Below are 26,386 nucleotides of genomic sequence, written 5' to 3' on the forward strand. Positions count from 1 at the left end.
CCGGCGCACCGTCCACTCGTCGCATCCGTACGCTCACCCCGCGTACGGGGCGTGGTGCTCCCCTCCGCCCGTCCTCTCCCGCCACGCTGACGCCATGAACCACGCGACATCCCAAGCGGGCTCCTCGGCCGGCGCCTTCACCCAGCTCCTGTCGTCCACGCGGCGCGGCGCCCGTCTCGCGCGACTTCTCGCGGTGACCGAGCTGCGTTCCCGGGGCGTCTCGCAGGATCTCACGGAGCGTGCCGAACTCGTCGTCGCGGAGCTGGCCTCCAACGCCGTGCTGCACGGGCGTGTGCCGGGGCGCTGCTTCCGGCTGACCCTCGCTCTGGACCCGGCCGGCGGCCGCCTCCGCGTCGAGGTCAGCGACGCCCGCGGGGGCCTCCGGCCGCTCCTCCGCCCCACGGACGCCGCACCCGACCCGCTGAGCACCACCGGACGCGGTCTGGCCCTCGTCACCGCCCTCGCCGACCACTGGGACTGCGTTCCCTACCCGCCCAGCGGCAAGACCGTCCGGGCGGTGCTCATCGCGCCGGCCGTCGGGGCATGACCCTGCCGGCCGTTACAACAGACGTGATAAAAGGCCTAGTTGGGGCGTAAAGTCGTACTCCCTGAGGGTGCGGGGAAGGGGAGACGCGTGGAACCCGTGGCAGCGGAGCTTCTCATGGCCCTGGCGAGCGGGACCGCCGGGGCCGCCGGACAGAACCTGTGGGAGCGGCTGCGCTCCCTCGCGCAGCGGTCCCCCGCCCGGGAGCCCGACGCCGGACAGGGGGACGGCGAGGCGGCGGTGGGCGAGTTGGTCACGGCCCTGGACGAGGACGCCTCCGACGAGGAGCGTGCCGCCCGGCTGGCCGAGGGTCTCGCCCTGCGCGCCCGCCAGGACCCGGCGTTCGCCGAGGCCCTCGCGCTGTGGCGGCGGGAGGCGGAACAGCTGCCCGGCGCGTCGAGCGGCGGGAGCGCCCAGCACCAGGAGATCTCGGGGGGCACCCAGCACAACGTCGTCTTCACCCGCGACGTCCACGGTTCGATCAACCTGGGCTGACGGAGGGGAAGCGGGGGCGTGGCGGGCGGCGAGGGGAGCCGGACGACCGGCGGCGACGGCTTGCACCAGGAGATCTCCGGAGGCACCCAGCACAACGTCGTCTTCGCCCAGGTCGTCGAGAACGTCACCCTGCACGGGGAGAGCGGCCTGCACGCGGTGCGCGGTGCCGGCGCTCCCGGCCCCGGTCATGGCCCCGGCGCGGCCGTCCTGCCGTACGCCGTCGCTCTGCTCGGGGTGCTCCTGCTCCTCGCCCGCCCCGAACTCCCGCTTCCCGCGCGGATCGACCCGGGGCCGGTGGTGGCCGGCTGGCTGCTCCTCGCGGGTGCGGGCGGACACGCCGTGTGGTCCCGGGCGCGCGGGAAGCGGGCTCTCCGGCGCCAGGCCGCCTGGCGCACCCGGCGCACCCTCGACCGCGTCGCCGAGGCGCTCGCGGAGAGCCTGGCCGTCCGCTACGACGAGGACGAACGCCTGACGAGGCTCAACGACCCCTCCCCGCTGGACGTGACCTGGACGACCCTGACGCCGTGGGCGGAGGGAGCGGGACGGGAGGGTTCCGGCGCGGAGGGAGAGCCCCCGCCGGCACTCCTCCTCCCGCAGGACATCGTCGACTACTACACCGCCACCCCCACCCGCCGTCTGGTCGTCCTCGGCGGCGCCGGCGCCGGCAAGTCCGTGATCGTCCTGCGTCTGGCCCACGCCCTGCTGCGGCGCCGGGCCTCCGGCTCCGGCGACCCGGTGCCGGTGGTCGTGTCGCTGGCGTCCTGGGACCCGGGCCAGGGGCTGTTGCGCTGGATGGCGGACCAGCTCGCCGAAGCGCACCCGGAGGCGTGCACCCCGATGCCCGGAGCGCCCCCGGCGGATGTCGCCTTCGACCTCCTCCTCACCGGCCGGGTCCTGCCGGTGCTCGACGGTTTCGACGAACTCCCGGGGAACCGGCGGGCCGCCGCCCTCCGCCAGATCGGCGAGACCCTGCGCGGCCGCCGGCCCTTCGTGCTGGCCAGCCGTGAACCCGAGTACCGCCGGCATGTGCCTGACCAGCAGGACTTCGAGCGCACCGAGATCCGGCTGAGCCCGCTCGGCGACGCGACCGTGCGGGCGTACCTCAGCCCCGGTCAGGGGCCCACCCGCTGGACACCGGTCCTGGACCGGATCGCCGGCGGTTCCTCCGCCGCGCCGCCCGAGGTACGGCGGCTGAGGCGGGTGCTGTCCGTTCCGCTGATGGTGGGGCTGGCCCGGGTCGCGTACGCCCGCGGCGGCGCCGATCCCTCGGAACTGCTGGAGCCGGATGCGTTCAGGTCCCGCGCCGACATCGAGCGCCATCTGTACGACGCGTTCCTGGACGCCGTCTACAGCTCCTCGCACGACATCCAGGCGGCGCACGGCGGCTGGTCGCCCCAGCAGGCGCGCGCCTGGATCGGTTTCCTCGCCGCCCGGATGCGGGCGGCGAACGAACAGGACCTCGCCTGGTGGCGTCTGGACCGGACCCTGCCCCGGTTCGTCTCCGTGCTCGTCCTGGTGCCGGCGCTCGTCGTCGGCTCGCTGTCGGTCGCGGTCCTCGCCCCCGGGCTGCCGTGGTGGCGGCAGTGGCTGCCGCTGCTGTCCGTGCCCGGCGCGTACGTGATGCTCTGCGGGCTGGCGCTCGTCGCGGAGGTGGCCGTTCGCACCACCGGGCGGCAGGAGCCGCCGCGCAGGCTGCACCGGCCCGTCCGCGAGGACGTCCGGGGCGCGTTCGCGCCGTGGCCGGAGCGGGTCCGGGCGGCCCTGGCCGTCCTCACGATCGCCGCCACGGTGGCGGCCGTCGTCCGCTGGGAGGAATGGTTGTTCTACCTCTCCCCGCTCTCCGGCGCGGTGATGTGGTGGTACGGGCCCCGGGTCCTGAGGTACGTGTGGCGCAGCGCCGATCCGGCCGTGGCCGGCAGCCCGGCCGCCCTGCTGCGGGCGGACCGGCGCAGCGTGCTCGCCCTGGGCTGGTTCGTCCCGTTCCGTCTGGACAACGAGGCGACACCGGTGCGGTACGTGCTCCCTCTGCCGCCCCTGATGCTGCTCGTCTGGCAGGTCGTGGGAGGCGGCAGGGACGTCGTCACCGCGCGCGACTGGGTGCTGATGGCCGTGGCGACGCCGGTGTTCTGGCTGCTGTTCGCCTTCGGCTCGTCCGCGTGGGGCGGGTTCGCCCTGGCCCGCCTGTACTTCTGGGCCACCGGCCGGCTTCCCTGGCGTCTCCTCCCCTTCCTGGAGGACGCGCACGCCCGCGGGGTGCTGCGGCAGGCCGGCGGCGTCTACCGGTTCCGGCACGTCGAGCTGCGGAACCGTCTCGCCCGCGGTGTGCCGGCCGAGGCGGTCGCGCGGCCCCGGGCCGCACCGGGGCGGGTTCGCCGGGCCGTGGCCGGGGTGCTCGTCGTCGCGGCCTCGGCCGGACCGCTGGCGGTGGGCTCCGGCGCGATGGTCGGCGAGCGCGTGCCGTGGCCGGTCCGCTCGCTGCCCGCCGCCTGCGCCCTCCTCGACGCGGCGGACGTGGCCCGGCTGATGCGGGACCCGGCCCGGGTGGGCGGCGACGACGGCGCTTCGTGCTCGGCGGGAGAGCAGGCGCCGTTCAGCCGCAACGTGGCCATCGGCGTCAGCCGGGTCCTGCTCGCCGGCGACGGCGTCACGGTCAGCGGGACCGAGGTGGCCCAGCTCCGTTACGGACAGCTCCGCGCCGGCGCGCCGAACGCCGGGGAGGAGGGCGTGTCGGCCAGGGGCTTCCACCGGGATCTCAGCGGCCTCGGCCACGAGGCGCACCTGTCCGTCTGGCCCGGTTTGGCCGGCTCCTCCCCCCGCGTGGAGAGGCTGATGACGGCCAGGGTCGGCGTGCGGGTCGGCAACGCCCTGATCCAGCTCGACTACGGCGAGGAGTTCGCCTCGTCCGGCCGCGTGGCCGAGATCGCCCAGATCCTGGTGCGGAAGGCGCTCCGCCGGGCCGGTCTTTCCGGGATGCGCCCCCGCGAGGGGGACCCGAAGCCCCTGTCCCGGGGCACCACCGTGGCGGCCGTCGACCGGCCGCTCACCTCCGTCACCCCGCCGTCGGCCGTGCCCGCCGAGGACAACCGCTTCACGTACTACAACTGGCGGGCCACCGGTTCGGTGGACGGCGCGACCTGGCGGGACGACGAGCGCTCCTACCTCTGGAAGCTGTACTCCCTCCCCTTCACCTTCCGCGCACCCAAGCACTTGGACTGTCAGTACGACAGCGGCGTCACCGACGGTCCGAGCGCGTACACGTGCCCGGCGGTGCCGGACCTCGTCAAGGCCGGTCTGCTCCCCGGCCTGCGCCTGGAGATCCGGAGCGAGTGGTGCGGGGCGTACTGCGGCGACAAGGAGACGGCCGCGTTCCTGCGCGCCGTCCCCGACGACGCCACCACCCCGTGGAAGAAGCACGAGGAAACCACGTACTACGCGGCCGGCCCGGCCGGTGACGGCCGATACCGCATGGCCATGAAGCGGTACTGGGCCTGGCGGTACAAGGACGGAGGAGCTCAGCAGTCCTACCTGTTGTGGGTGCGCGTCGAGGTGCCGTCCGGGCATCGCGCCCTGGCGCAGAAGATCGTCAACGACATGTACGCGCAGACGGGGGCCGGCGAGATCATGCAATTCGACTGATCCCGTCCTGACCGGACGGGACGTGGGCGACGCCGTACCCGAGGAGCAGGGCCGGACACGGGGAGCGCCCGGCCGTCCGACTCGCGTCCTCGCCTGTCACCACCGGACGGGACTTCGGAGGCGGCGGTGTCCGTGGGGGCTGCCACCATCGGCGGGTGAGTGACAACGGGTTCGACTGGCGGACGTTCCTTCGGCGTTGGCGGGACGAGTGGGTGCCGAGCGAGGACGAGGCGATGGAGCTGGCGGAGGGTGAGACGACCCTCGCCGAGCTGAGGCCGGAGGAACCCCCGGCGTCCGAGGCGGAGGTGGCCGACGCCGAGCGGCGTCTGGGCACCCGGCTGCCTCCGTCCTACCGGGAGTTCCTCCTGGCCGGCAACGGCTGGCGGCTGGCGGCTGGACGACGATTCGATCCACCGGCTGGGGGCGGCGCACGAGATCGGCTGGTTCGGGGATGCGTTCGACATGACGCCGCTCTACCGGAGGAGCCTGCACGAGCGGTCGACCGCGCAGGAGGTGCTGCTGGCCGGGATGTGGCAGCGGGCCCTGCGGCTGGAGACCGACTCCGACATGTCCTACGCGCTGCTGGACCCGGGCGACACCGACGAGGACGGCGAGTGGGCCCTCTACGTCTACAAGGGGTGGAGCGGCGAGTACCCGGCCCGCCATCCGTCGTTCCGCGCCTACATGCAGCGCAGGTACGAGTCCTTCCACGCCGACCGGGCGCAGCTTCCGGACTTCGTGAACGACACCACCCGCGCCCTGGACGCCGACGTCGAGCGGGCGCGGGAGGAGGCGCTGGGCGGGAGGTGGGAGGCCGCGCGGGACCTGCTGACTGTCGCGCGGCGCTACGGGCGGCCCGGAGCCTGGGGCATGCTGCAACAGCTCGACACGACGGCGCGGGGCGCAGGGTACGGGAACGTGTACTTCGGCGGGCTCGTCGCCGATCCGCGGTGCGTGGACGACCTGGTGCCCGTGATGGCCCTCGCCCATGTGCGGGACGGCCGCTTCCCTGGTCGCGCCCGCCCGTTCGTGCTGGGCGCCGAGACCGACGACGTGGTCCGGGCGGCAGCCGACGACATCCTCGCCCGGGTGCGCGACGGCTCCTACCGTTACGCGCCGGACGGCGCCTTCGGACGGGCGGTCGCCGAGGCGAGGGAGGCCGCGCGGTGGGGTGACACGGACACCGCGTGGCGGGTCGTCCGCGCCGCGCTGCCGTCCTGGTCGCCGCCCGCGCCGGACCTGCTGGCGCCGCTCGGCCTGCTGGCCGACCCGGTCCTGGGGCCGGTGGTGACGCGGGAGCGGGGGCTGGAGCTGCTGTCCACGCCCCGGGCCGGCCGTACGGGCCCGGTGCCCGAGCCGGTGCCTGACCTGGATCCGCCGGGGCTGAGCTGGCTGGCGGAGCCCCAGCGGTGGAACGCCCCGCACGGCTCCTACCGGTGTCTGTGGGTGGAGGGCGCGGAGCCGGAGGCGCTGCCCGGCCCGGTCGGGCAGGACGGGGGCACGGGCCTGACCGCTCCGCCCAGCCGTCCCGCCGGGTGGTTCCCCCACGACGTCGGCGACGCCAGGCGGCGGGACGGCTGGGCGCGGTGGGAGGACCGGGCCGTGCCGGCGGTGGGGCGGACGGGCTCCGGGTGGGCGTTCGGCTTCGACACGGCCCCGCGGGTGTCGGGACCGGGGCCCCTCTTCGTCTCCCCGGCCGCCGGCGCCTCGCACGGCGGCCGGGCGGTGGTGCTGTGGGTGCGCCGCGGTCGCGGCGACGCTCCGGTGATGTTCCACCTGTCGGTCGCCGAGCGGGGGGAGGAGCTGTACGCGTACACGCTGCGCGGCACGGACGTCGAGCGCTCGGGGCCCGTGCCCCGGGCCCTCGACCCGGAGCACGTCCTGCGCGGCGTCGACGACGCGGACCGTGAGCGGCACCTGCTGGCCGCCGTGCAGGACGCGTTCGGCCTGTCCCTTCCCCGGCACGCCCTGGCCGAGGGCATCCTGCCGCACCTGACCACGCGGTCCTGGAACCGTGCGCCCCGGGAGGGGGAGGGCTTCACGTACGTCACGGTCAGCACCGGCCGGGGAGGCCGGCGGTGACCCCGGCCGGGGACGCCCCCGGCCGGGGCGGGTCACGCGGCCTCGTGGATCACCAGCTTGAACTCCGCCAGGACGATCTTGCGGGCCACGGTGTCGTCGTGGGTGGCGCGTACGGCGAGGGGGACGGACGGGTCGACGAAGATGCCCCAGCTCTTGGTCCAGCACTGCATGCCGGGGCTGGGCGGGCGGTGTTCCGTGGCCGTGGTGTCGTTGGGGTTCGGGGTGAGGCCGAGCGGGTCGCGGACGAACTGGTCGCGGAGTTCGTCGTACCCTCCGGCCTCCCACTGGATCATCGCGTACAGGGTGCCCCAGCCGGCGACGCTCGGCCATATCAGGCCGGAGCGGGGATCGGAGTCCCAGTCGGTGACGACGTGACCGTCCGGCTGGTCGACCTGGTGCATGGCGAAGCGGTCGCTGGACTCGGCGGACCCGAACGGGAACCGGATGACCGTGTACGGGCTGTTCGCCGGGATCGTCTGCGGGGTGTCCCGTTTGAGGGAGCAGACCTGGACTCCTCCGGCGGCCGTCGTGTGAGTGGACATGGTCCGGTTCTTCCCAGCGGGTGGGCCGGTGAGTCGCGTCCGCGTCCGCCCCCGGGGCCTGTTCGCCGGTGAACTTACTTACGTCATACAACCGTTCCAACTGGTCGGGCGTCTCCTTTGACGACCGCACCGGTCGCTTGACAAGGAGATCGTCATTTTTGCGCTGCGCAAGACCCTGACCACCACCGCCGTCGCCGGCATGGTCCTCGCCGGCACCGCCGCCTGCGGGACCGTGGAGAACCTGTCCGCCGGACAGAAGCTGGACAACGCCTTCGAGAAGCTCGGTGAGGAGCGTTCGCTCGCCTTCGAGCTGGACCTCGACACCGACGCCGCCTCCCTGAAGGCGCTGGACGCCGAGGCGTCGGCGCCGGGCGAGGAGATGCCCGACGAGGTCGCCGAGCTGCTCGCCGAGGCGAGGATCAGCGTCTCCGTGCACTCGAAGAAGCCGATCAGGAAGTCCGGGGAGAAGGACTTCACCGCGATGGCGATGAAGGTCAGCGGCCCGGACGGCGCCCTCCTCGAGTACCGGCTGGTCGGCGACTACCTCTACGTCCGCGTCGACGCCGCGGCGCTCGCGGAGATGTCGGGCAGCCCGCTGCCGCCGGCCAGTGAACTGCCGGACGAGGCGGGCGCGTTCAAGAAGCTCCTCGACGGTGAGTGGATCAAGGTCTCCCAGAAGGAGATCGAAGAGACCAGGGACGGCCTGTCCGGGACGCAGGGCCCCGGTGGAGAGGAGCCCTCCGCCGAGCCCAGCCTCGACGCCACGACGCAGAAGAAGCTGACGGACGCGCTGAAGAAGGCCGTCGCCGAGCAGGTCGACCTCACCACCTCCGACGGTCCGGACGGCACCGAGCGCATCACGGCGACCGCGCCGTTCCGCACCCTGCTGACCGAGCTGTTCGACGCGCTGCGGCCGTTGCAGAAGGAGCTGCCGGGCGGCGACGGGATGCCCACCGCCAAGGACTTCAAGGACGTTCCGAACAAGAAGGTCAGCGCCGACTTCACCCTGAAGAACGGCGAGCTGACCGAGGTGTCCGTCGACCTCGCCGAGCTGGCGGAGAAGGCGAAGGTCAAGAAGCTGGCGCTGGTGCTGCGCGTCAGCGAGGGCGAGAAGCCCGAGGCGCCCGCCGGGGCGACCGAACTGCGCCTCGAGGAACTGATGGGTGACATCCTCTCCGGCACCCTCGGCGGTGGTCTCGCGGGCGAGGAGTTCGCGGACGAGGAGTTCGGGGAGGCCCCGTTCGAGGAGGCGGACCTCACCGGCGACGTCCGGCTGTGACCCGTTCCCCGGGAGGCGGGTCCGGGCCCGGGCGTCAGCCCGCGGCCACCGCCTCCCAGGGGACCGTACGGTCGCACCAGCGGTTCAGCAGGGTGCGGTCGTGGCCGACCGACAGCAGTCCCGCGCCCGTCGCCGCGCGGTAGTCCTCGACGACGCGCACCAGCGCGGCCGTGGTCGACGCGTCGAGCATCGCCGTCATCTCGTCGCACACCAGCCAGCGCGGCTCCAGGGCCAACGCCCGCGCCAGGCAGGCGCGTTGCAGCTGCCCGTCGCTGACCTCGTGGGGGCGGCGGCCGAGCAGGTCCGGGGTGAGGCCCACGGCGTCGGCCAGTTCCGCCACGCGGTCCGCGGCCGAGGCGCGCCGGCCGGTCGCCCGCAGGGGTTCCGCGATCAGGTCGGCCAGGCGCAGCCGGGGGTCGGCGGCGAGGCGGGGCTGCTGGAAGACCACGCCGATCGCGGTGCGCTGCCCCCGGGGGGCGCGGTGCCGGAAGCCGCGGACGGGCGTGCCGTCGAGGACGACCTCGCCGGCGTCCGGGCGGTGCAGCAGGGCGGCGACCCGGGCGAGGGTGGACTTGCCGCAGCCGCTCGGGCCGAGCAGGCCCACCGCCTCGCCCGGGGCGACGGTGAGGTCGGCGTCGCGGACGACGGGGGCGCGGCGGTCGTAGCCGGCGGTGACGGCGCGCAGCTCAAGCACGGATGTCCTCCGGGGTGCGGGCCGCCTCGGCGACGTCGGCGGGTGCCTGCACCGGGTGGTGGCAGGCGACCGACGCCGTGAAGGGCGGGAGGGCCGCGCAGGCGTCCGTGGCGCGGTCGCAGCGGGGGGCGAAGGCGCAGCCCTCGGGGAGGCTGCCCAGTTCGGGGGGCAGGCCGGGGATGGGCGTGAAGGACCGTTCGGGGAGGGCTTCCAGCAGGCCGCGGCTGTAGGGGTGGCGAGGGCCCGGGGCGCCGAAGAAGGCGTCCGCGTCGGTCAGTTCGACAATGCGGCCCGCGTACATGACCGCGACGCGGTCGGCGATACGCTGGGCGGCGGCCAGGTCGTGGGTGATCATCAGCAGGGCGTGGCCGTCGTCCACGTGGCGGCGCAGTTCGTCGACCGTGCGGTCCACCAGGTCGCGGTCCAGGCCGGTGGTCGGTTCGTCCGCGAGCAGCAGCGGCGCCTCGCCGATCAGCGCGAGGGCGGTCGCGGCGCGCTGGGCCAGGCCGCCGGACAGTTCGTGCGGGTGCCGGTCGAGGTGGTCCACGGGGAACTCGGCGCGCTCGGCGGCCCGTTCGGCGGCCTCGCGGCGGGCGGCACGGCCGCGGGCGCCGGTGAGGCGGGCGACCGTCTCCTCGATGTGGGCGCGGATGGTGCGCACCGGGGTGAGGTGCGCCGCCGGGGACTGCGGGACCAGGCCGACACGGCGTCCGCGCACGGTGCGGGCGAGGGTCCGCTCGTCGGCCGTGAGCAGGTCGAGGTCGCCCAGGCGGGCGTGGCCCGCGGTGCGTGCGTTGGCCGGGAGCAGGCCGAGCAGGGCGGACGCCAGCACGGACTTGCCGCAGCCGCTCTCCCCGATCAGTGCGAGGCACTCCCCCGGTGCGACGTCGAACGACGCGTCGGACACGGCGGCGACGCGGCGGCCGCCGGGCAGCAGGAAGCGGACGGAGAGGCCGCGGACGGAGAGGAGGGGGGCCGTCTCCTTCCCCGCCGGGACAGCAGCGGATTCGGCCGCCGGCAGGACGGACGCGGGTCCGGCCGCCGACGGGCCGGTCCTCCGCAAGGACTGCGCCGGTGTCACGGCGTGTTCCGACGTCACAGCATCAGCTCCGATCGGCGGCGCGGGTTGATCCGTTCGCGCCAGACGCCGGCCAGGCCGGCGACCGCGAGGGTGGGGATGATCAGGAACAGGCCGGGGAAGAGGGTGGGCCACCACTGCCCGGCGAGCAGGGAGCCGCGCGCGCCCTGGATGAGGGTGCCGAGGCTGGCGGTGTGGGTGGGCAGGCCCAGGCCCAGGAAGGACAGGGCCGACTCGTGCCACATGGCGTGCGGGACCATCAGGACGGCGGCGAGGCCGGCCTGCGGCAGCACGCCCGGCAGCAGGTGGCGTACCGTCACCCGCCACCGGGACGCTCCGCCGGAGACGGCCGCGTCGATGAAGGGCCGCGAGCGCAGCGACAGCACCTCCGCTCGGACGATGCGCGCGGTGGACAGCCAGTGGGTGAGGGCGACGGAGATCACCACCGGCCAGACGCCCGGCCGGAACATGGCCACGATGAAGATGCCGAGCAGCAGGTGCGGCACGGAGGACAGGGTGTCGACCAGGCGCATGACCAGGCGGTCGGCCCAGCCGCCGAGGGCGCCGGCGGCGGCCCCCACGGCGGTGCCGATCACCGTGGCGGTGAGCGCGGCCACCACGCCCACCAGCAGGGACACCCGCAGCCCGTAGACGCAGCGCAGCAGCAGGTCGCGGCCCACGTCGTCGGTGCCGAACGGGTGCGCCCAGCTCGGCGGTTCGAGCTTGGCGGCCAGGTCGACGGCCTGCTGGTCGAGCTGGACCAGCGGCGGGACGAGCAGCACGGCGAGCACGGTCACGGCGACCAGGGCGGCGGAGACGCGCAGCCGCAGGACGTGCGTGGAGCGGCGGGCGGCGCCGTGCGCGCGCCACGCGGAGGCGGCCGTCTTCTCGGTGACCGTCTTCCCGGCGGCCGTCTCGACGGGGTTCGCCGCCACGGCGGTGTCGGCCTTGGGCGTCACATCTCCTCCAGCTTCACCCTCGGGTCGATCAGCCCGTAGAGCAGGTCGGCGAGCAGGTTGCCGGCGAGGACGGCGGCGGTGGCGAGGGTGGTCAGCGCGGCCAGCAGCGGGAAGTCGACGGCGGTGGCCGCCTCCACCGTGGCGGAGGCGATGCCGGGCCAGCTGAAGACGGTTTCCACCAGCAGCGCCCCGGTGATGAGCTCCGGCACCCGGGAGCCGATGAGGGTGAGCACCGGCAGCAGTCCGGAGCGCAGGGCGTGGCCCAGCAGCACGGTGCGTTCGCTCAGGCCGCGGGCCCGGGCCCCGCGTACGGGGTCCTCCGCGAGGGCGTCGCCGACGCCCTGGCGGACGTAGAGCGTGAACCAGGGCAGCTGGGAGACGGCGAGGACGCCGGCGGGCAGCACCAGGTGCTGGACCAGTCCGCCGAAGGTGACCCGGTCGCTGCCGGTGTCGGTGAGGCCGCCGGCCGGGAGGACGTCGAGCTGGAGGGCGAACAGCCACACGGCGAGGAGCGCGATCCAGAAGACGGGCGCGGCCTCCAGGACGTACGCGGCGGAGGTGACCGCGCGGTCGACGAGGGAGCCGGGGCGGCGGGCGGCGAGCACGCCGAGCACCGTCCCGAGCAGGACCGCCCCGGCGAACGCGACGGCGCACAGCAGCGTCGACCAGACCAGGCGTTCGCCGATCACCTCGGCCACCGGCTGGCGCATCACCGCGGACTGGCCGAGGTCGCCGCCGAGGGCGGAGGTCAGCCAGTCCCACCAGCGCGCGGTGAACGGCTCGTCCACGCCGAGGTTCTCCCGCAGCCGGTCCAGGGTCTCCTGGTCGGCGCCGAGGGCGGCGGTGCCCGCATAGCCCTTGACCGGGTCGAAGGGGGAGGCGGCGGCGACGGCGAACACGCCGAACGTGACGACGAGGAGCACCGGCACGGCGTACAGCGCGCGGCGCGCGGTGAGCCGTGCCATCGCTCGCCAGGGGGCGTGGGTCATGCCGCGGGCTGCCAGTCCTCGACGTTCCACCAGGGTCCGGCGGCGAAGCCGTGCTCGTGCGGTTCGGTCTGGGTGGTGAGGTCCTTCCAGCGGTCGGCGAGCACGTACATGTGGTCGATGTGGGTGAGGAAGGTGTAGCCGGGGTCCTTGACGAGGGCGCGCTGGAGGGCGTCGTAGGCGGCCTCGCGGGCCTCGGGGTCCTGGGTGCGGCGGCCGGTCTCGAGGGCCCGGTCGACGGCCGGGTTGTCGTAGTGGGCCATGTTGTTGAAGCCGTCCCCGGCGAGGGAGGAGTGCAGGAGCGTGTAGAGCCCGAAGTCGGGGTCGCCGGTGCTGCCGAAGCCGGCGAGGACGGCGTCCCGGTGCATGCGGGGCTCGATGACCTCCCAGGTGGCGCTCTCCACCTTGACGTCGATGCCGGCCTTCTTGGCGTCGGAGGCGTAGGCGAGGGCGTGGTCCTGGCGGACCTTGTCGCCGGAGGGGTAGTACAGCGTGAAGCGGGCGGGGCGGCCGTCCTTGGCGCGGACGCCGTCCTCGCCCTTCGTCCAGCCGGCGGCGTCGAGGACGCGGCCGGCCTCGGCGAGGTCCTGGTCCCGCTCGACGTCCTCGGCGAACCACGGGTCGTCGAGCGGCAGCGGGCCGTAGGCGGGGCGGCCGGCGCCGTCGAGGATCTTGTCGACCATGGCCTGCCGGTCGACGGCGAGGTCGAGGGCGCGGCGGATCGCGGTGTCGCCCGTGACGGGGTTGCCGCTGGGGAGGGTGACGGCGCGGAAGTCGTAGGAGGTGGCCCGGTACGTCTTCTTGTCGTCGTCGCTCTTGAAGGTGGCGGCGAGGTTGGGCGGGAGGACCGCGCCGTCGAGGTCACCGGAGCGGAGCCGGGTGGCGCGGACGTCGTCGTCGCCGACGATCGCCATGGTGAGCTTCTTCACCTTCGGGGCGCCGCCCCAGTAGTGCGGGTTGGCCTTGAAGGTGAGCTTCTCGCCCTTGCGCCAGTCGACGAGGACGTACGGTCCGGTGCCGATCGGCTCGGTGTTGAAGGCGCCGGTGTTGGGGTCCTGCTTCCCGGCGACGTGCTCGGGGACGATCGGCAGCACCGTGCGGGCCGCGAACGGCGCGTAGGGGTGGTGCAGGGTGAAGACGACCGTGTCGTCGCCCACCGCCCGGACGTCCTTGACGGCCGCGAGTTCGCTCTTGACGGTGTTGTTGGTGGCGTCGTCGAGCACCGTGCGGTACGTGAAGACGACGTCGCGCGCGGTGAGCGGCTTGCCGTCGCTGAACTTCACGCCCGCGCGCAGGGTGTAGGTGTAGGTGCGGCCGCCGTCCGTGATCGTCGGGAGCGCCTTCGCCAGCGCGGGCTTGAGGCTGAGGTCGGCGTTGCGGGCGAGGAGCCCGTCGAAGATCTTGGAGTTGCCGTCCTTGCCGTAGCCGAGCAGCGGGCTGAGGGTGTCCGGCTCGGTGGAGACGCCGATCACGACGGACTCGGCGGCCGCCGCGCCGTCCGCGGTGCCGGAGCCCGGCGCCGAGCAGGCGGTGGCCACCGCGGCCGTCGCCAGCACGGCGGCGGCTCCCCGTATACGTCGGGTCGTCATCGAACCTCACATCCTGTTGCCCGGAAATCGTTGTTGCATATTAATTGCAGCAAGACCCTGCCCAGGACGGCGGCCCCCTAGTCACCCGATCCGGACACGGACGCGGCACGGCCCGGACGCGCAGGTGTGCGCCGGGTCACACGCTGCCGGGCACCGTCCGCGCGCCCCGGTCACCGCTTGTCACCGGCTCGCCTTCCCGGACCCGGGCAGCGGGTTCCTGGGCGCGCTGGGCACGTTCGGCTCCGTGTTCGCCGTCACGCGGATCCCGCTCGCGGTCAGCGAGGGGCTGCCGACCGTGCTGGTGATGCGGCTGCTGGTGCAGTCGGGCAAGGGCGAGCCGACCCGGCTCGGGGTGCCGGTCACCTCGGTCGCCGGGGACGAGCGCGCCGGGTCCGCCGGGGCGGTGGCCCGATGAGCCGCGACGCGAAGACCAACTCCCTGCTTCTGCCGCTCGTCGCCGCCCTCGCCGTGATCCCGCTGGTGTTCGGGCTCGGGGACCACGAGGAGGAGCCGTTCGCCGGGGCGGACGGCGAGGCGGAGACCGCGGTCACCGAGATCGGCCCCGACTACGAACCGTGGTTCTCCCCGCTGTACGAACCGCCGTCCGGCGAGACCGAGTCGGCGCTGTCCGCCCTCCGGGCCGCGATCGGCGCGGGCGTCCTGGCGTACCGCTTCGGGCTGCGGCGCGGACGCCGGCAGGGTGAGGGGCGGGCGCCGGCCCCGCTGGGACGCAACGGCAGCGGCAAGACCACGCTGATGCGGCTGCTGGGCGGCGGACTGCGGCCGGAGAGCGGGGAGTTGGGACTGGCGGGCCGTGCGGTGCGCCCCGACCGGAAGGGGCTGACGGCGCTGCGCACCACCGTGCAGCTGGTGGTGCAGGACCCGGACGACCAGTTGTTCGCCGCGTCCGTGGGGCAGGACGTGCCGTTCGGGCCGCCGAACCTGGGCCTGTCCGACGCGGAGGTGCGGGCGCGGGTGGCGGAGGCGCTGGACATCGCCGGGCCCGCCGGCCGGCCCACGCATCCGCTGTCGTACGGGCAGCGCGAGCGGGCGGCGATCGCGGGCGCGGTCGCCATGCGGCCCCGGGTGCTGATCCTGGACGAGCCGACGGCGGGCCCCGGCCCGGACGGGCAGGAGCGTCTGCTCGCCGCCCTCGGCCGGCTGCGGGCGAACGGCACGACGGTGGTGACGGCCACGCACGACGTGGACCTCGCCCCGCGCCGGGCCGACGACGCGGCGCCGCTGATCCCGCCGGGCGCGCACACCGGCCCGGTGGCGAAGGTGCTGTCCCGCCGGGACCTCCTCACGGCGGCGGGGCCCAGGCTGCCGTGGGGCGTGGCGGCCGGCCTGTTCCCGCGGGCGCGGGGGGCGGGGGCCGCCGCGGACGTCGGTCCCCGCACCCCGGAGGAGCCGGCGGCGCCGGCCGCCCCGCCGGAGTGCGGGGACGCGAGCCGGGGTCAGACGGCCGAGCGGAAGGCGGGCAGGTAGCCGCCCGACTGGCCGACGGCCTTCGGGTGGTAGGAGTTGCCGATCGGGAAGGTGACGCTGTGCAGCCAGGCGTCGCCCGAGCAGAGCTCGTGGCCGGTGAACTCGTCGACCACGCTGGAGTAGGTGAAGCCGGCGTCGGCCGCGCGCTTCGCGATCACCCCGTTGAGCACGTCGCCGGCGTTGTTGATCGCGGAGCGCTCGGTCTCGCTGAGGCCGGCGATGCAGCTGCCCGACAGCTTGTAGAAGCGCGGGTAGCCGAGGACGACCACGTGCGCCTGCGGGGAGCGGGCGCGGATGCCGGAGTACAGCGAGTCGAGCTTGCCCGGGAGGGTGTTGCGCATCTGCGAGACGGCGGTGTCGACCCGGGAGACGCAGGTGGCCTCGCCCTGGAGCACGCAGGTCTGCATGACGTCCGCGAAGCCGACGTCGTTGCCGCCGGCGGTGACGCTGACGAGCGTGGTCGTGGAGGACAGCGCGCTCAGCTGGGTGCCGGCCACGCTCGTCGTCGTCGCGCCCGAACAGGCGGCGAACTTGAAGGACGCGGGGGCGTTGGCGTTCTTCCACAGCTGCGGGTAGGCGGCGGTGCTGCGCTTGCAGTCGCCGCTCTCGGAGGTGTAGCTCCCGGCGCCCACCCCGGAGGAGTAGGAGTCGCCGAGCGCCACGTAGTGGTGGCCGGCGGCCGCGGCAGGGTGTGCCAGGCCGAGGACGGTCGCGGCACCCAGGATCAGGGTGGCGAGCGTTGTTCCCAGTGAACGCTTTGACACGTGTGTCCGCCCTTCACGACGAGACTCGCGACGGTAGTTGAGGGAGCAACAGGAGTTGTAGCAGGGCGGAATACCGCACGGTAACTACCGGTCGAGAAGTCATCCGGAATGATCCGAATACTGAGGTGACCGAACCTGCTCCGCGCGTAGACAAACCTCGACTCCGCCGTTTTCAGGTCAATTTCGTGGCGCGAAAACGTGCCGGGCCGCACGGGGTGCGGCCCGGCGCCCAGGCTTCCGGGCAAGGCCGCTTCAGCCGTCGCCGTCCTGCCGCGACGGGCCCGCCGGGAGGCGCCGGGGACCGGCCGCGCGCGTGATCGCCGACTCGACGGCCGCGATGCGGTCGCCGAGCAGGGCGAGGGCGGACACCGCGCGGGCGAGGGTGTCGTCGCCGGGGCCGCCCAGGGTGAGGGTGCGGACGTGAGCCGCCTTCACCTCCGCCCAGCGGGCGGCCTGTTCACGCGTGAGCGTGCCGCGCAGTTCGGCGAGCTTCAGCAGGTTCGCCTCGGCGCCCGTGGTGAGGGTCTGGGCCTCGGCGGTGTAGTGGTCCTCGACGACGGCGGACAGTTCGGCGTCGTTCATGACGGGCTGGATCCGCTGGGCGATCTTGTTCATGTTGCGGTAGGAGCCCTGGAGCAGGAACGGCGGCTCGGTGCGGGCGTCGTCGGAGCGGGCCGCGGACGCGATGTACGCCGCGTTGACCGCGAGGACCGTCCGGCGGGCGGTGAGCAGGTGGCGCAACACCGCGAGCACGCGGTCGAGTTCGGTCGGCGCGTACGGGTGGACCAGGCGGTCCGGGCGGGCCGTCGGGTCGTCCGCGGCGAGCCGGATCAGCAGGTCCAGGTCGGCGCGGTCGCGTCCGGCCAGCGGCGCGAGCACCGGGTTCGCGGTGAGCGCGTTCTCCACGAAGCTGAGCGCGAAGACGTCCTCCTTGCCGGTGAGGACGTCGCCGAGGTTCCACACGTCGGCCCGGTTGGCCAGCATGTCGGGGACCCGGAAGACCTCGCCGGACTCGGTGTAGGGGTTGCCGGCCATGCACACCGCGAACCGCTTGCCGCGCAGGTCGTAGGTGCGCGGCTCGCCCTGCCACACGCCCTCCACCCGGCGGGTGGCGTCGCACAGCGGGATGAACTTCTGCAGCAGCTCGGGCGAGGTGTGCTGAATGTCGTCCAGGTACAGCAGGGTGTTGCTGCCCGCCGCCAACGCGAAGTTGATCTTCTCGACCTCCTGGCGGGCGGTGGCGTTCGGCGCCTGGGCCGGGTCGAGCGAGGTGACGCCGTGGCCGAGCGCCGGGCCGCTGATCCGCACCAGGACCAGGCCGAGGCGGTGGGCGACGTACTCCATGAGGGTCGTCTTGCCGTAGCCGGGCGGGGACAGGAGCAGCAGCAGTCCGCCGGTGCCGGTGCGGGCCGACTCGCCCGTGGTGCCGAGCTGCTTGGCGAGGCTGTCGCCGACCAGCGGCAGGTACACCTCGTCGACCAGCCGGTTGCGCACGAACGACGCCGTCACGCGCGGCCGGTGGTCGTCCAGGCGCAGCCGGGCGCGCTCGGCGGTGACGAGCGCCGCGCGGCGCCGCTGGAAGGCGCGGAAGGCGGGCGCCTCACGCGCCCGGAACGCGTCGGTGCGGGCGAGGAACTCGTCCAGGCGGAGGGTGAGCCTGCGGTCGGCGATGCGCGGGTGGGTGGAGACCAGGCCCTCGACGGTGACGGTGAGGGGCGCGTCCGACTCGTGGCGGGGCACGTCCGGGCACAGCTCGGCGGCCACGGCCTCCGCGAGGTCCCCGGCGTCCCCCTGCTCGCCGGTCGCCTGCGTGTACGCGGTCAGCCACGCCTCGACGAGCTGACGGCGCGCGGTGAGGCCGTCGAGGGCGGTGAGGTCCTCGTCGTACGCCTCCGGGGCGACCGTGCGGCGGAACTTGTCGAGCAGGGTGCGGACGCGGGCGCTGATCACGAACCCCTCGGGCCCGGTGGTGAGTTCGTCGAAAAGGTACGCGGCGCACGCCTCCGGGCGGACGGGCGCGTCCGGGTCCCACTCCCCCACCGCGCGGGCGAGTTCGCCTCGCAGCGCGTCCAGCGCGGGCGGGGCTCCGAAGGCGTCCCGCACCCGGGCCAGCGAGCGGGCGCGACGGGTGAGGTCGGCGCGCTCCTGCTCCGTGGTGCCGTGCGTCCAGAACAGCAGGGCGTGGGCGCGGGCGGCGGAGGGGTGGCGCAGGGTGCCGGCGCCGTCGTGCAGCGGCAGCAGGGCGGTGAGGAGCGCGGTGGCGTCGTGGTCGTGGACGCCCCGCTCGTATCCCTCGTCGTACGCCTCCTCGGCGGCCGTGCGGGCCAGTGCGGCGAGGTCGTCGGCGCCGGCGAGCGCGTCCGGGCCGTGCTCGTGCAACAGCCGGGCGGCGAGGTGCTCGGCGCGGCTGACCTGCGGCGACTCGGACGGCAGGTGCCGGTCCCACAGCGGGCGGGCGGCGAGCAGGGCGGGGTCGGTGACGGGGGCGCGGTAGTCGGTGCCGGTGAGGGCGAGGGCGAGTCCGTCCTCGTGCGGGACGACGGTGAGGTCGAAGGGATGGGTGGAGACGGCGAAGCGGTGCGCGCCCAGGCGAAGGGTGCGGCCGCCGTCGGCGTACAGGTCGGTGCGGTCGCGCAGGGCGCGGGCGGCCTCCTCGCGGGCCGAGCGCAGCCTGCCGTCGAGTTCCTCGGCGCGCACCCGGTCGCCGAGGGCGCGCAGGTCGTCGGCGCTGCGGCGGACCTTGGCGACCAGCGGGTCGGAGGCGAAGTAGGTGCTCACCGCGTCGGCGTCGGGGAGCGCGGCGCTGCGGCGGACGATCGTCTCCAGCACCCGTCCGGCGGCGGAGGCGAGCTGTCCGGCGCGGCGGGCGCGGGCGTCGGTGAGGCTCTGCTTGCGGGCGGCGAACGCGTCGTGGATCTCGGTGCGCCGGTCGGCGAGTTCACCGAGGACGTCGTCGAACTCGGCGAACCGCGACTCCACTTCCTCGAGCTGGGCGAGGACCCGGGCGAGCTGGTCGTCGCAGGCCTCGGGGTCGTCGGCCGCGGCGAGGGCGCCGGTGACGGTCTGCCCGAGCAGGGTCAGCTCGGCGGCGAGACCGGCGCGCGCCTCGCGGTCGAGGAGGCTCCGGCGGCGGGCGTCGAGCGTGGCGCGGGCGCGGTTGACGCCGCCGAGGGCGTCGGCGACGCGCTCCAGGACGCCGGTGCGGACGGTGGCGTCGGCGATGTCGAGCCCGGCGACCACCTCGGTCACCGTGCGCAGCCCGTCCGCGAGTTCGTCGAGGCGGGCGGCGAGCGGGGCGGCCTGGGCGGTGGTGGTGACCGCCTCGATGTCGGCGTGCAGCCGCTCCAGGCCGGCGTGGTGGGCGGCGAAGGCGTCCGCGCGGGCCAGGAAGGCGACGGCGCGCTGCCCGAAGGAGGCGAGGTCGTCGTCGGCCTCGGCGGCCAGCGCGTCGATCCGCCCGTGGTCCGCGTACCGCATCTCCTTCAGGGTCAGCAGGTGGCCCTGGGCCTGGCGGAGTTCGGTGAGGCCGCGGACCCAGACGGCGGCCTCGCGGGGCTGTTCGCCGCGCAGCCGGCGCACCACGGACGCGATCCGCCCGGCCGCCTCGTCGAGCGCCCCGGCGGCCCGGCGGGTGAGGTCGGTGACCGTCTCGAACTCGGCGAGCACCTGCTCGGCGGTGGCGCGCACCTCCTCCAGCGGGGTGCGCAGGTCGCCGACCTCGGGGTCGCCCAGCCAGTGGTGGGTGTCCAGGGCGCGCACGCAGGCGGCGGCCAGGGTCGCGTAGATCCCGGCGGTGGGGGTGGTCTCGGCGGCGCGGGCCAGTGACAGGCAGTCGGAGACGCCGCGCACCAGGTCGGCGTTGCCCACGCGGGCCAGCGGCCCCTCCCCCACGGGCCGCGCGGCGGCGCGGGCGTCGGACAGGTACGGCGTGTCCCACAGCTGCACCGGGTGCACGCGGGCGGGTTCGTCGCCCTCGGGGCGCAGCAGGGTGAGGCGACCGTCGTCGAAGAGGGCCCAGCCGTGGCAGGCCATCGGGGTGGCGACGGCCTCGCGGATCTGGTTGTAGGAGAGCAGCAGGGCGCGTCCGCGTGCGGGCGCGTGGAAGGCGTAGAGCACGTCCTCGCCGTACGGGGAGCGCACCTCGCGCTCGAACTCCATGCCGTCGGTGTCGAGGTCGTAGGTCTTGTGGCCTCCGGCGGCGAGGCAGTAGCCGCCGGGGAAGACGATGCCCTGGTCCTCGGGCAGCCGGCGGCAGCCCTGTCCGATGCCGTCGAGGCGGACGACGGTGCGGGTGAGGGTGTGGAAGACCAGGTGGCGGGGGGCGGTCTCCTTGTACGGGAGGATCCGCAGCAGGATCAGCGGGCCGACGCGGGCGTGGGCGATGTCGGCGTCGGCGAGGGACTGCAGGGGCTCGTCGACGGGTTCGCTGTGGATGCCGTCGGGGGTGCCGGTGTCGTTCTCCGCCTTGATCGTGAGGGTGCCGCCGAGGGTGTCGACGAACACCTCGCCCCGCACGGAGACGTGCGGGTGGCGGCCGAGGACGTGGTCCTCGCGGGTGGCGGGCGTCCACTCGACGCCGGCGGGCGGGACGCGCGCGTGGTCGCGGTCGCCGCGCGCGTCGAGGAACTCGGCGCGGCCGTCCTCGGACACCGACCACCGCAGGACGCGGATGTCGCCGGCCTTCTCGCCGGTCTGGAAGACGGCGAGCAGCCTGCCCTCGACGCGGCGCAGCCGCAGCAGGCGGGCCTGCCGGTAGTAGCGGTGCAGGGCCGCGAACTCCCGTACGAAAGCGGGGTCGTCGAGCAGGCCGGGCACGGCGTCGTCGGGCAGCCGGCCGAGGCCGCGGTCGTGGAGCGCGAGGACGTCGCCGACGGCGGTGTCCCGCTCCGGGCGGGGCCGGGTCTCGTGGCCGAGGAGCAGCACGTCACCGACGGCGACGATGTCGCGGGGCACGGCGGTGCGCTCGGTGCGCAGCCGCTCGGCGCCGGTGAGGCGCAGCTCGGGAGCGCCGAACTCCTCGGCCCGGCGCCGGTTCAGCGCCTCGGCGCGGCGGGCGAGTTCGCGGGCGCGGTCGGTGAGGCGGTCGCGCAGCAGCTGGTAGGCGCCGCCGTCGACCGCCGGGCCGGCGGCGGACGCGTCCGGGGCGGCGCCGGCCGGACCGGGGCGGGCGCTGTCGTGGGTGGGCTCGTGGGTGCCGGTGGTCATGGCTGCCTCTCGGGAAGGCCCGGCCGGGAGCCGCCGTCCCCTGTGCGGCGGCTCCCGGCCGGGTGGTGGTCAGGCCCTGGTGCGGCCGTTCGGCACGGCCAGCGGCGTGTCCGCCAGGCCCAGCTCACCCGCCTTGTCGAGCAGTTGCTTGAACTGCCCGGTGTGCTCGCCGCCCTGCTGCATCAGCTTCATCAGCAGGGCGGACACCGTGAGGTTCCGCACGTCGGAGGTGGTCACGGAGCCGAGGATCCGGCTCAGGTCGTCGGTGAAGCTCGCGGAGCCGTCCAGCCAGGGTCCGGCGAGGGCCTGGGCGGTCTCGGAGTGCTGGACGAAGCCGTCCACGCCCTTGCCGAGCGAGATGGACGACACCAGGCGGTCGAAGAAGACCGAGTCGCCGCCGACGATGTTGATGTCCGCGTTCTCCAGGCCGGTGGCGAGCACGGTGGCCTGGGCCTCCGCGACCTGCCGCTGCACGTCCAGGCCGGCGAGCCGGACGTCCTTCTCGGCCTCCAGCCGCAGCCGGTACTCCTCGTGGCCGCGGGACGCCTCGTCGAGCGCGGCCATCGCCGCCGCCTTCTCGGTGAGGCCGGCCGCCTCGGCGCGCAGCCTGCCCGAGACGGCCTCCGCCTCGGCGACCGCCTTGGCCCGGGCGCCCTCTGCCTCCGCGCGCAGCCGGGCCTCGGTGGCCCCGGCCTCGGCACGGCCCGCCTTCTCGATGACCTCGGCCTCCTTGTCGCGCACCTGGACGGCGGCGAGACCCTCGGCGGCGGACTCGGCCTGAACACCCTCCGCGAGCCGCAGCTTGGCCTTGGCGTCCAGGTCGGCCGTCTTCAACCGGGCCTCGGCCAGGGTGAGTTCCTCGGCGGCGCGGTGCGCGGCGGCCTGCTCGGCGGCCTCGGCTGCCTTGATGTCCTTGACCAGCTTCTCCTGGGCCTCGGCCTCCGCGGCGATGATCACGGCCTGGCGCTGCCGCTCCGCCTCCTCGACGGCCCGCAGCTTCTTGATGGACTCCTCCTGCTCGGCGACCGTACGGTCCACCGCCACGCGCTCGCGGATGACCTCGGCGATCTCCCGCTTCTCCGCCTCGACCTCCTTCTCCGCGGCGATCCGGGTCAGTTCGGTCTCCCGCTCACGGGCGATGACCTCCAGCAGGCGGTCCTTCTCGATGCGCTCGCTCTCCACGGCGATGACCCGCTCGCGGTTCTTCGCGGCGACGGCGACCTCACGGGCCTGGTTCTCCCGCTGCACGCCGAGCTGTTCCTCGGTGCGCAGGAAGGCGCTCTGCGCCCGCAGCCGCTCCTCCTCGACGACCCGCGCGGTCTCCGCCTCCTCGCGGGCGCGCACGGTCTCGATCTCCCGCCTCTGCTTGATCTCCGCGTCGGCCTGCCGGCGCTGCAGCTCCAGGATCGCCTCGCGCGCGTCGACGTCCTGCCGGGTGATCTCCTTCTCCTCGTTGCGCTGCGCCTCGTTGGTGCGGACGTGCTCCACCGCGGTCAGCTCGGTGATCTTGCGGATGCCCTGCGCGTCGAGGACGTTGCCCGGGTCGAGCTGGGTGAGTGGCGTCTGCTCCAGGTAGTCGATCGCGGCGTCCTCGAGGTGGTAGCCGTTCAGGTCGACGCCGATGACCTCGATGATGCGGTACCGCAGTTCCTCGCGCTTGGTGTAGAGGTCGGTGAAGTCCATCTGCTTGCCGACGGTCTTCAGCGCCTCGGAGAACTTGGCGTGGAACAGCTCCTGGAGCGTGTTGCGGTCACTGGCGCGGGCGGTGCCGACGGCCTGGGCGACCTTGATGACGTCCTCGACGGTCTTGTTGACCTTGACGAAGAACGTGATGCGGATGTCCGCCCGGATGTTGTCCCGGCAGATCAGTCCTTCCTTGCCGGCCCGGGTGATCTCGATGGTCTTCACCGAGATGTCCATCACCTCGGCCTTGTGCAGCACGGGCAGCACGACCGAGCCGGTGAAGGTCACGTCGACCTTGCGGAGCTTGGAGACGATCAGCGCCTTGCCCTGTTCCACCTTGCGGAACAGTTTGGTGACGAGCAGCAGACCGACGAGCACGAGCAACAGGGCGGCGCCGACGAGTACGGCGATGCCCACGGTGGCGGCATCCATGGGACACGTCCTTCTGGGCTGACTTACGGGCAGAAGTCGGATGTGTGACGGCGCCTCGCGGGCGGGGCGCCTCAAGGGTGTGAGGCCTCGCGTGCGGGCGAGGCGGTGTCGTCAGGTGGTGGAGGAGACGGCGTCAGCCGTCCGCGCGGTTTCGCGCCGGGCGCGGACGGTTGCCTTCCGCGCGGGGGCGCGCCGCACCGTCCCGGTCCGCACCGCGCGTGCGCGGGGACCGGGACGGCCAGGGTTCGTCGGGGGCGGTGCGGTGCAGCGGCCCCGTGCGACGGGGGGCGGCCAGGCCGTCGGCGCCCTTCACGAAGCCGTGCATGTCCACCCCCCTCTCGTGCGACGTCTTTCCGTACAGCGGCCGATGTCGCAACGGCCGATGACACAGCCGCCGATGTCGTGACGGCCGATGCCGTCGGGCAGCACCGCTCCCCTCCGGGTTCCGGCACGGACACCTGCCGGTGTCCGGCACCGGAACCTCCGCAGTGCTCCCCGCGAGCCATGCTGCCCGGCCCGGCCCGCACCGCGCATTGCCGGTTTCCGGCAAAGTTCACTAGGGTCTGCATGCCGGTGAGCTGCCATGAACGCATCAGGATCGCGTCAGGACTCGGGGGGACCACATGTCAGAACGAGAGATTCCGGAGCAGTATCTGGAGGGGTACGCCCAGATACTGGCCGAGGTCGCGGCCACGGGCAGACGCCTCACCCGCGACGAGCTCGCCTCCCGCCGCGCCCTCGGGGAACAGGCCGCGGAGGCCGGCTTCGGACTGCGCTCCCTCGTCATCGCCCATCTCGCCGCCGCGCGCGGCACGTGGCCGTCCCGCGGCACGGACGCGGCCGACGGCGCGCTCGCGGCCGTGCAGCAGGTGGTGGACGCGTTCGCCGAAGGGTACGAGCGGGCGCAGCGGCTGGCGGTCCGTCAGGAGGAGGCCGCCCGCCGGGAGTTCATCGACGACCTGCTCTACGGCCGCAGCGACCTGGGCCGGCTGGCCGAGCGCGCCGAACGGTTCGGGCTGCGGCTGTCCCACGAGCACGCGGTCGCCGTCGCCCGTGGACCCGTCGCCTACGAGGAGGGCGACCCGGTCCCCCGTCAGGTGGAGCGCGCCCTGAACACCCGGTTCGGCAACCGCAGCATCCTGCTCACCACCAAGGACGGGCGGCTGCTGTGCGTCGCGCCCGGGCACCAGCGGGACGTGCTCACCCACTTCGCCAAGCAGGCGCACGCCGCCACCGACGGCGGCCAGGTGGCCATCGGCCGCCCGCAGCCGGGACCGGGCGGGGTGGTGCAGTCGTACGAGGAGGCGCTGAACGCGCTGGAGATCGCCGAGCGGCTCGGCGTGGACGACCCGGTGCTGCGCGCCGCCGACCTGCTGGTCTACCCGGTGCTGGCCCGTGACCGGCAGGCCATGGCCGACCTGGTGCACAACACGCTGGGCCCGCTCACCGAGGCGCGCGGCGGGGCCGGGCCGCTGCTGGACACGCTCACCGCCTACTTCGACTCGGGCTGTGTCGCCGCCGAGGCGGCCCGGCGGCTGTCGCTGAGCGTGCGGGCGCTGACGTACCGGCTGGAGCGGATCCACCGGCTCACCGGCGCCGACCCCGGCGACCCGGCGCACCGGTACATGCTGCAGACGGCGGTCATCGGGGCCCGGCTGCTGGACTGGCCGGACTCGGCGGCCTGAGCGCCACGGCTCCGCGAGGACGTCGCGGCGCGGGTCCCCGGGGCCCGGGGGCGTCAGGCGTGGCACCCGGGCGTTCCCGTCCCTGGTTCCCGTCCCGGGCGACGTCGTCCAGGACCCCGGCGACCGCGCGGGCGAGCGGCCGGCGGGCCGGGCGCAGGCCCGGCGACACGAGGGGGCGGAGCGGGCCGCGGCCGCGCAGGCGCACGGTGACCGTCACCTCCCGGTCGCCGCGGCCGCGTCCGGCAGCACGTCGGCGGGGCCGCTTCCGCGGCCCGGCGGGCGCGGCCCGCCGGGGGGACGAGCGGTCAGCTCTCGACGAGGGTGACGTCGTGGCGGCTGACGGCGTGCGGGACGGGGATGACCAGGATCCCGCTGGCGCGCAGCTCCAGCAGCGTGGCCTCCACCCGGGCCGGGCCCGCCGTCAGCGCGTTCTGCGGGGCCTTGCCGCTGTTCTGCCAGCGGTGCTCCTCGCCGTCGCACACCGCCACGGAGCCGCCGATGCCGTAGGTGACGTGGGGCGTGCTCTGGTTGACCGAGGAGCTGACGTAGACCGGGCCGGTGCCGGCGACGCAGCGGTAGGCGCCGGTGAGGGTGACGGTGCCGTCGGCGGCGATCCTGCCCTCCGGGTCGACCGTCACGTACTCCGCGGGCGCGGACGGCGCGACCGCCGCCGAGGGGGCCGCCGCGGCGGTGCCGAGCAGCAGCAGCGCGGCGCCGGCCGCGGTGCCGAGGAGGGGACGTACAGACATGGGGAGACCTCCGAAGTGAGCGGAAGAGGGACCTCCAGCAGTACCCGCAGCACGGGGGCGCGGCCACTCATCGTCACCCTTCGGTGGCGGAGGCATCGGCCGTCGGGGAACCGTCCCGGCATCGTCCGCGGACTGTCACGGTCCCCGCGGGGCCGTTCCGGCGGGCGGTGCGGGCGGCGCATGGTCGTGGCGTACGACGTGTTCGGACCGTCCCGCCGAAGTGGAGGTGCGCCATGTGTGCCCACCGGACGTCCTGCCCGCAGCCCGGCTCCCCCGCCCCGCACGTGGTGGCCGCCCACCCCGGACAGGGGTGGAGCCTGCTCTGCGACGGCACGATCGTCTTCGACGACACGGGGGAACTGCGGCCCGACGGCCGTGTGATCGCTCCGCGCCGGCTCCCGGCGGAAGGGCTCACGGCCACGGCCTGAGCACGGCCCGCGGCCGGAGCCACGCGGTCACGCGGTCACGCAGTCACGTGGGGCGGGCGTCGCCCCGG

The 26,386-nt window shown here is 74.5% G+C and carries 18 protein-coding genes and 2 pseudogenes; 10 read left to right on the forward strand and 10 right to left on the reverse strand.

Going from position 1 to position 26,386, the window contains the following annotated elements; translation table 11 throughout:
• Positions 1-94 precede the first annotated feature (94 nt).
• From ACIQ8B_RS14885 to ACIQ8B_RS14905, 5 genes and pseudogenes are all read left to right on the forward strand, one after another.
• Entirely contained in the window at positions 95-547 is a 453-nt protein-coding gene (locus ACIQ8B_RS14885) for an ATP-binding protein (RefSeq protein WP_403547035.1), read from the forward strand.
• A gap of 87 nt (positions 548-634) precedes the next feature.
• A complete protein-coding gene (locus ACIQ8B_RS14890; protein WP_403547037.1) occupies positions 635-1,039 on the forward strand; it encodes a hypothetical protein in 405 nt (134 codons plus the stop codon).
• Positions 1,040-1,057: 18 nt separating this feature from the next.
• Positions 1,058-4,675: an NACHT domain-containing protein gene (locus ACIQ8B_RS14895; protein ID WP_403547039.1), complete on the forward strand. Its 3,618-nt coding sequence runs from the start codon at positions 1,058-1,060 to the stop codon at positions 4,673-4,675.
• A gap of 233 nt (positions 4,676-4,908) precedes the next feature.
• A pseudogene (locus ACIQ8B_RS14900) lies at positions 4,909-5,016 on the forward strand (hypothetical protein); the annotation flags it as partial.
• Between the two features lie 121 nt (positions 5,017-5,137).
• Entirely contained in the window at positions 5,138-6,757 is a 1,620-nt protein-coding gene (locus ACIQ8B_RS14905; protein ID WP_403547041.1) for an SMI1/KNR4 family protein, read from the forward strand.
• A 32-nt stretch (positions 6,758-6,789) separates the two neighbouring features.
• On the opposite strand, the gene ACIQ8B_RS14910 is transcribed toward ACIQ8B_RS14905, so the two are convergent.
• Positions 6,790-7,299: a hypothetical protein gene (locus tag ACIQ8B_RS14910; protein WP_403547043.1), complete on the reverse strand. Its 510-nt coding sequence runs from the start codon at positions 7,297-7,299 to the stop codon at positions 6,790-6,792.
• Positions 7,300-7,498: 199 nt separating this feature from the next.
• Here ACIQ8B_RS14910 and ACIQ8B_RS14915 point away from each other — a divergent pair, with 199 nt between their 5' ends.
• Positions 7,499-8,578 (forward strand): hypothetical protein, encoded by a 1,080-nt coding sequence (locus tag ACIQ8B_RS14915; protein WP_403547045.1) that lies wholly within the window; start codon positions 7,499-7,501, stop codon positions 8,576-8,578.
• 34 nt (positions 8,579-8,612) lie between these two features.
• On the opposite strand, the gene ACIQ8B_RS14920 is transcribed toward ACIQ8B_RS14915, so the two are convergent.
• Genes ACIQ8B_RS14920 through ACIQ8B_RS14940 form a run of 5 tightly spaced genes read right to left on the reverse strand, consistent with a single transcriptional unit; the run spans position 8,613 to position 13,884 of the window.
• Positions 8,613-9,272, reverse strand: coding sequence for an ABC transporter ATP-binding protein (locus ACIQ8B_RS14920; protein WP_403547047.1), 660 nt, complete (start codon positions 9,270-9,272; stop codon positions 8,613-8,615).
• Entirely contained in the window at positions 9,265-10,371 is a 1,107-nt protein-coding gene (locus ACIQ8B_RS14925) for an ABC transporter ATP-binding protein (protein ID WP_403547049.1), read from the reverse strand. The genes ACIQ8B_RS14920 and ACIQ8B_RS14925 overlap by 8 nt, the downstream gene beginning before the upstream one ends.
• Positions 10,368-11,309, reverse strand: a complete 942-nt coding sequence (locus ACIQ8B_RS14930) for an ABC transporter permease (protein WP_403547051.1) — start codon at positions 11,307-11,309, stop codon at positions 10,368-10,370. The genes ACIQ8B_RS14925 and ACIQ8B_RS14930 overlap by 4 nt, the downstream gene beginning before the upstream one ends.
• The gene (locus ACIQ8B_RS14935; RefSeq protein WP_106411967.1) at positions 11,306-12,274 is read right to left on the reverse strand and encodes an ABC transporter permease; all 969 of its coding nucleotides are present in this window, start codon (positions 12,272-12,274) and stop codon (positions 11,306-11,308) included. Before ACIQ8B_RS14935 ends, ACIQ8B_RS14930 begins: the two co-directional genes overlap by 4 nt.
• Before the next feature lie 20 nt (positions 12,275-12,294).
• Positions 12,295-13,884, reverse strand: coding sequence for an ABC transporter substrate-binding protein (locus ACIQ8B_RS14940; RefSeq protein ID WP_403547053.1), 1,590 nt, complete (start codon positions 13,882-13,884; stop codon positions 12,295-12,297).
• 187 nt (positions 13,885-14,071) lie between these two features.
• Between ACIQ8B_RS14940 and ACIQ8B_RS14945 the strand changes: the two are divergent.
• A pseudogene (locus ACIQ8B_RS14945) lies at positions 14,072-14,299 on the forward strand (cobalamin biosynthesis protein CbiM); the annotation flags it as partial.
• Positions 14,296-15,372, forward strand: a complete 1,077-nt coding sequence (locus ACIQ8B_RS14950; RefSeq protein ID WP_403547054.1) for an energy-coupling factor ABC transporter substrate-binding protein — start codon at positions 14,296-14,298, stop codon at positions 15,370-15,372. The pseudogene ACIQ8B_RS14945 and the gene ACIQ8B_RS14950, both read left to right, overlap by 4 nt.
• On the opposite strand, the gene ACIQ8B_RS14955 is transcribed toward ACIQ8B_RS14950, so the two are convergent.
• From ACIQ8B_RS14955 to ACIQ8B_RS14965, 3 genes are all read right to left on the reverse strand, one after another.
• A complete protein-coding gene (locus ACIQ8B_RS14955) occupies positions 15,342-16,136 on the reverse strand; it encodes an SGNH/GDSL hydrolase family protein (protein ID WP_403547056.1) in 795 nt (264 codons plus the stop codon). The two genes, ACIQ8B_RS14950 and ACIQ8B_RS14955, sit on opposite strands and share 31 nt — an antisense overlap.
• Positions 16,137-16,388: 252 nt before the next feature.
• On the reverse strand, positions 16,389-21,341 hold the full coding sequence (locus tag ACIQ8B_RS14960) for a DNA repair ATPase (RefSeq protein WP_403547058.1): 4,953 nt from the start codon (positions 21,339-21,341) through the stop codon (positions 16,389-16,391).
• 69 nt (positions 21,342-21,410) lie between these two features.
• Positions 21,411-23,456 carry an SPFH domain-containing protein gene (locus tag ACIQ8B_RS14965; protein WP_403547060.1) on the reverse strand — a complete coding sequence of 682 codons (2,046 nt, stop codon included), beginning with the start codon at positions 23,454-23,456 and terminating at the stop codon, positions 21,411-21,413.
• A gap of 623 nt (positions 23,457-24,079) precedes the next feature.
• Here ACIQ8B_RS14965 and ACIQ8B_RS14970 point away from each other — a divergent pair.
• Complete coding sequence (locus ACIQ8B_RS14970; RefSeq protein ID WP_403547062.1) at positions 24,080-25,141, forward strand: PucR family transcriptional regulator; 1,062 nt, start codon at positions 24,080-24,082, stop codon at positions 25,139-25,141.
• 305 nt (positions 25,142-25,446) lie between these two features.
• On the opposite strand, the gene ACIQ8B_RS14975 is transcribed toward ACIQ8B_RS14970, so the two are convergent.
• A complete protein-coding gene (locus tag ACIQ8B_RS14975) occupies positions 25,447-25,890 on the reverse strand; it encodes a DUF6299 family protein (protein ID WP_290003929.1) in 444 nt (147 codons plus the stop codon).
• A gap of 233 nt (positions 25,891-26,123) precedes the next feature.
• On the opposite strand from ACIQ8B_RS14975, the gene ACIQ8B_RS14980 reads away from it, so the two are divergent.
• Complete coding sequence (locus ACIQ8B_RS14980; RefSeq protein ID WP_403547064.1) at positions 26,124-26,318, forward strand: DUF5999 family protein; 195 nt, start codon at positions 26,124-26,126, stop codon at positions 26,316-26,318.
• Positions 26,319-26,386: the final 68 nt, after the last annotated feature.

Origin of the sequence: Streptomyces sp. NPDC096105 (assembly GCF_044763335.1) — a bacterium.
Taxonomy (GTDB): domain Bacteria; phylum Actinomycetota; class Actinomycetes; order Streptomycetales; family Streptomycetaceae; genus Streptomyces.

Excerpts from the sequence above, each read along its gene's own strand:
- ACIQ8B_RS14885 (WP_403547035.1), top strand. The coding sequence starts at position 95 with ATGAACCACGCGACATCCCAAGCGGGCTCCTCGGCCGGCGCCTTCACC.
- ACIQ8B_RS14905 (WP_403547041.1), top strand. The coding sequence starts at position 5,138 with ATGACGCCGCTCTACCGGAGGAGCCTGCACGAGCGGTCGACCGCGCAG.
- ACIQ8B_RS14910 (WP_403547043.1), bottom strand. The coding sequence starts at position 7,299 with ATGTCCACTCACACGACGGCCGCCGGAGGAGTCCAGGTCTGCTCCCTC.
- ACIQ8B_RS14915 (WP_403547045.1), top strand. The coding sequence starts at position 7,499 with ATGGTCCTCGCCGGCACCGCCGCCTGCGGGACCGTGGAGAACCTGTCC.
- ACIQ8B_RS14935 (WP_106411967.1), bottom strand. The coding sequence starts at position 12,274 with ATGGCACGGCTCACCGCGCGCCGCGCGCTGTACGCCGTGCCGGTGCTC.
- ACIQ8B_RS14940 (WP_403547053.1), bottom strand. The coding sequence starts at position 13,884 with ATGACGACCCGACGTATACGGGGAGCCGCCGCCGTGCTGGCGACGGCC.
- ACIQ8B_RS14950 (WP_403547054.1), top strand. The coding sequence starts at position 14,296 with ATGAGCCGCGACGCGAAGACCAACTCCCTGCTTCTGCCGCTCGTCGCC.
- ACIQ8B_RS14960 (WP_403547058.1), bottom strand. The coding sequence starts at position 21,341 with ATGACCACCGGCACCCACGAGCCCACCCACGACAGCGCCCGCCCCGGT.
- ACIQ8B_RS14965 (WP_403547060.1), bottom strand. The coding sequence starts at position 23,456 with ATGGATGCCGCCACCGTGGGCATCGCCGTACTCGTCGGCGCCGCCCTG.
- ACIQ8B_RS14970 (WP_403547062.1), top strand. The coding sequence starts at position 24,080 with ATGTCAGAACGAGAGATTCCGGAGCAGTATCTGGAGGGGTACGCCCAG.
- ACIQ8B_RS14975 (WP_290003929.1), bottom strand. The coding sequence starts at position 25,890 with ATGTCTGTACGTCCCCTCCTCGGCACCGCGGCCGGCGCCGCGCTGCTG.
- ACIQ8B_RS14980 (WP_403547064.1), top strand. The coding sequence starts at position 26,124 with ATGTGTGCCCACCGGACGTCCTGCCCGCAGCCCGGCTCCCCCGCCCCG.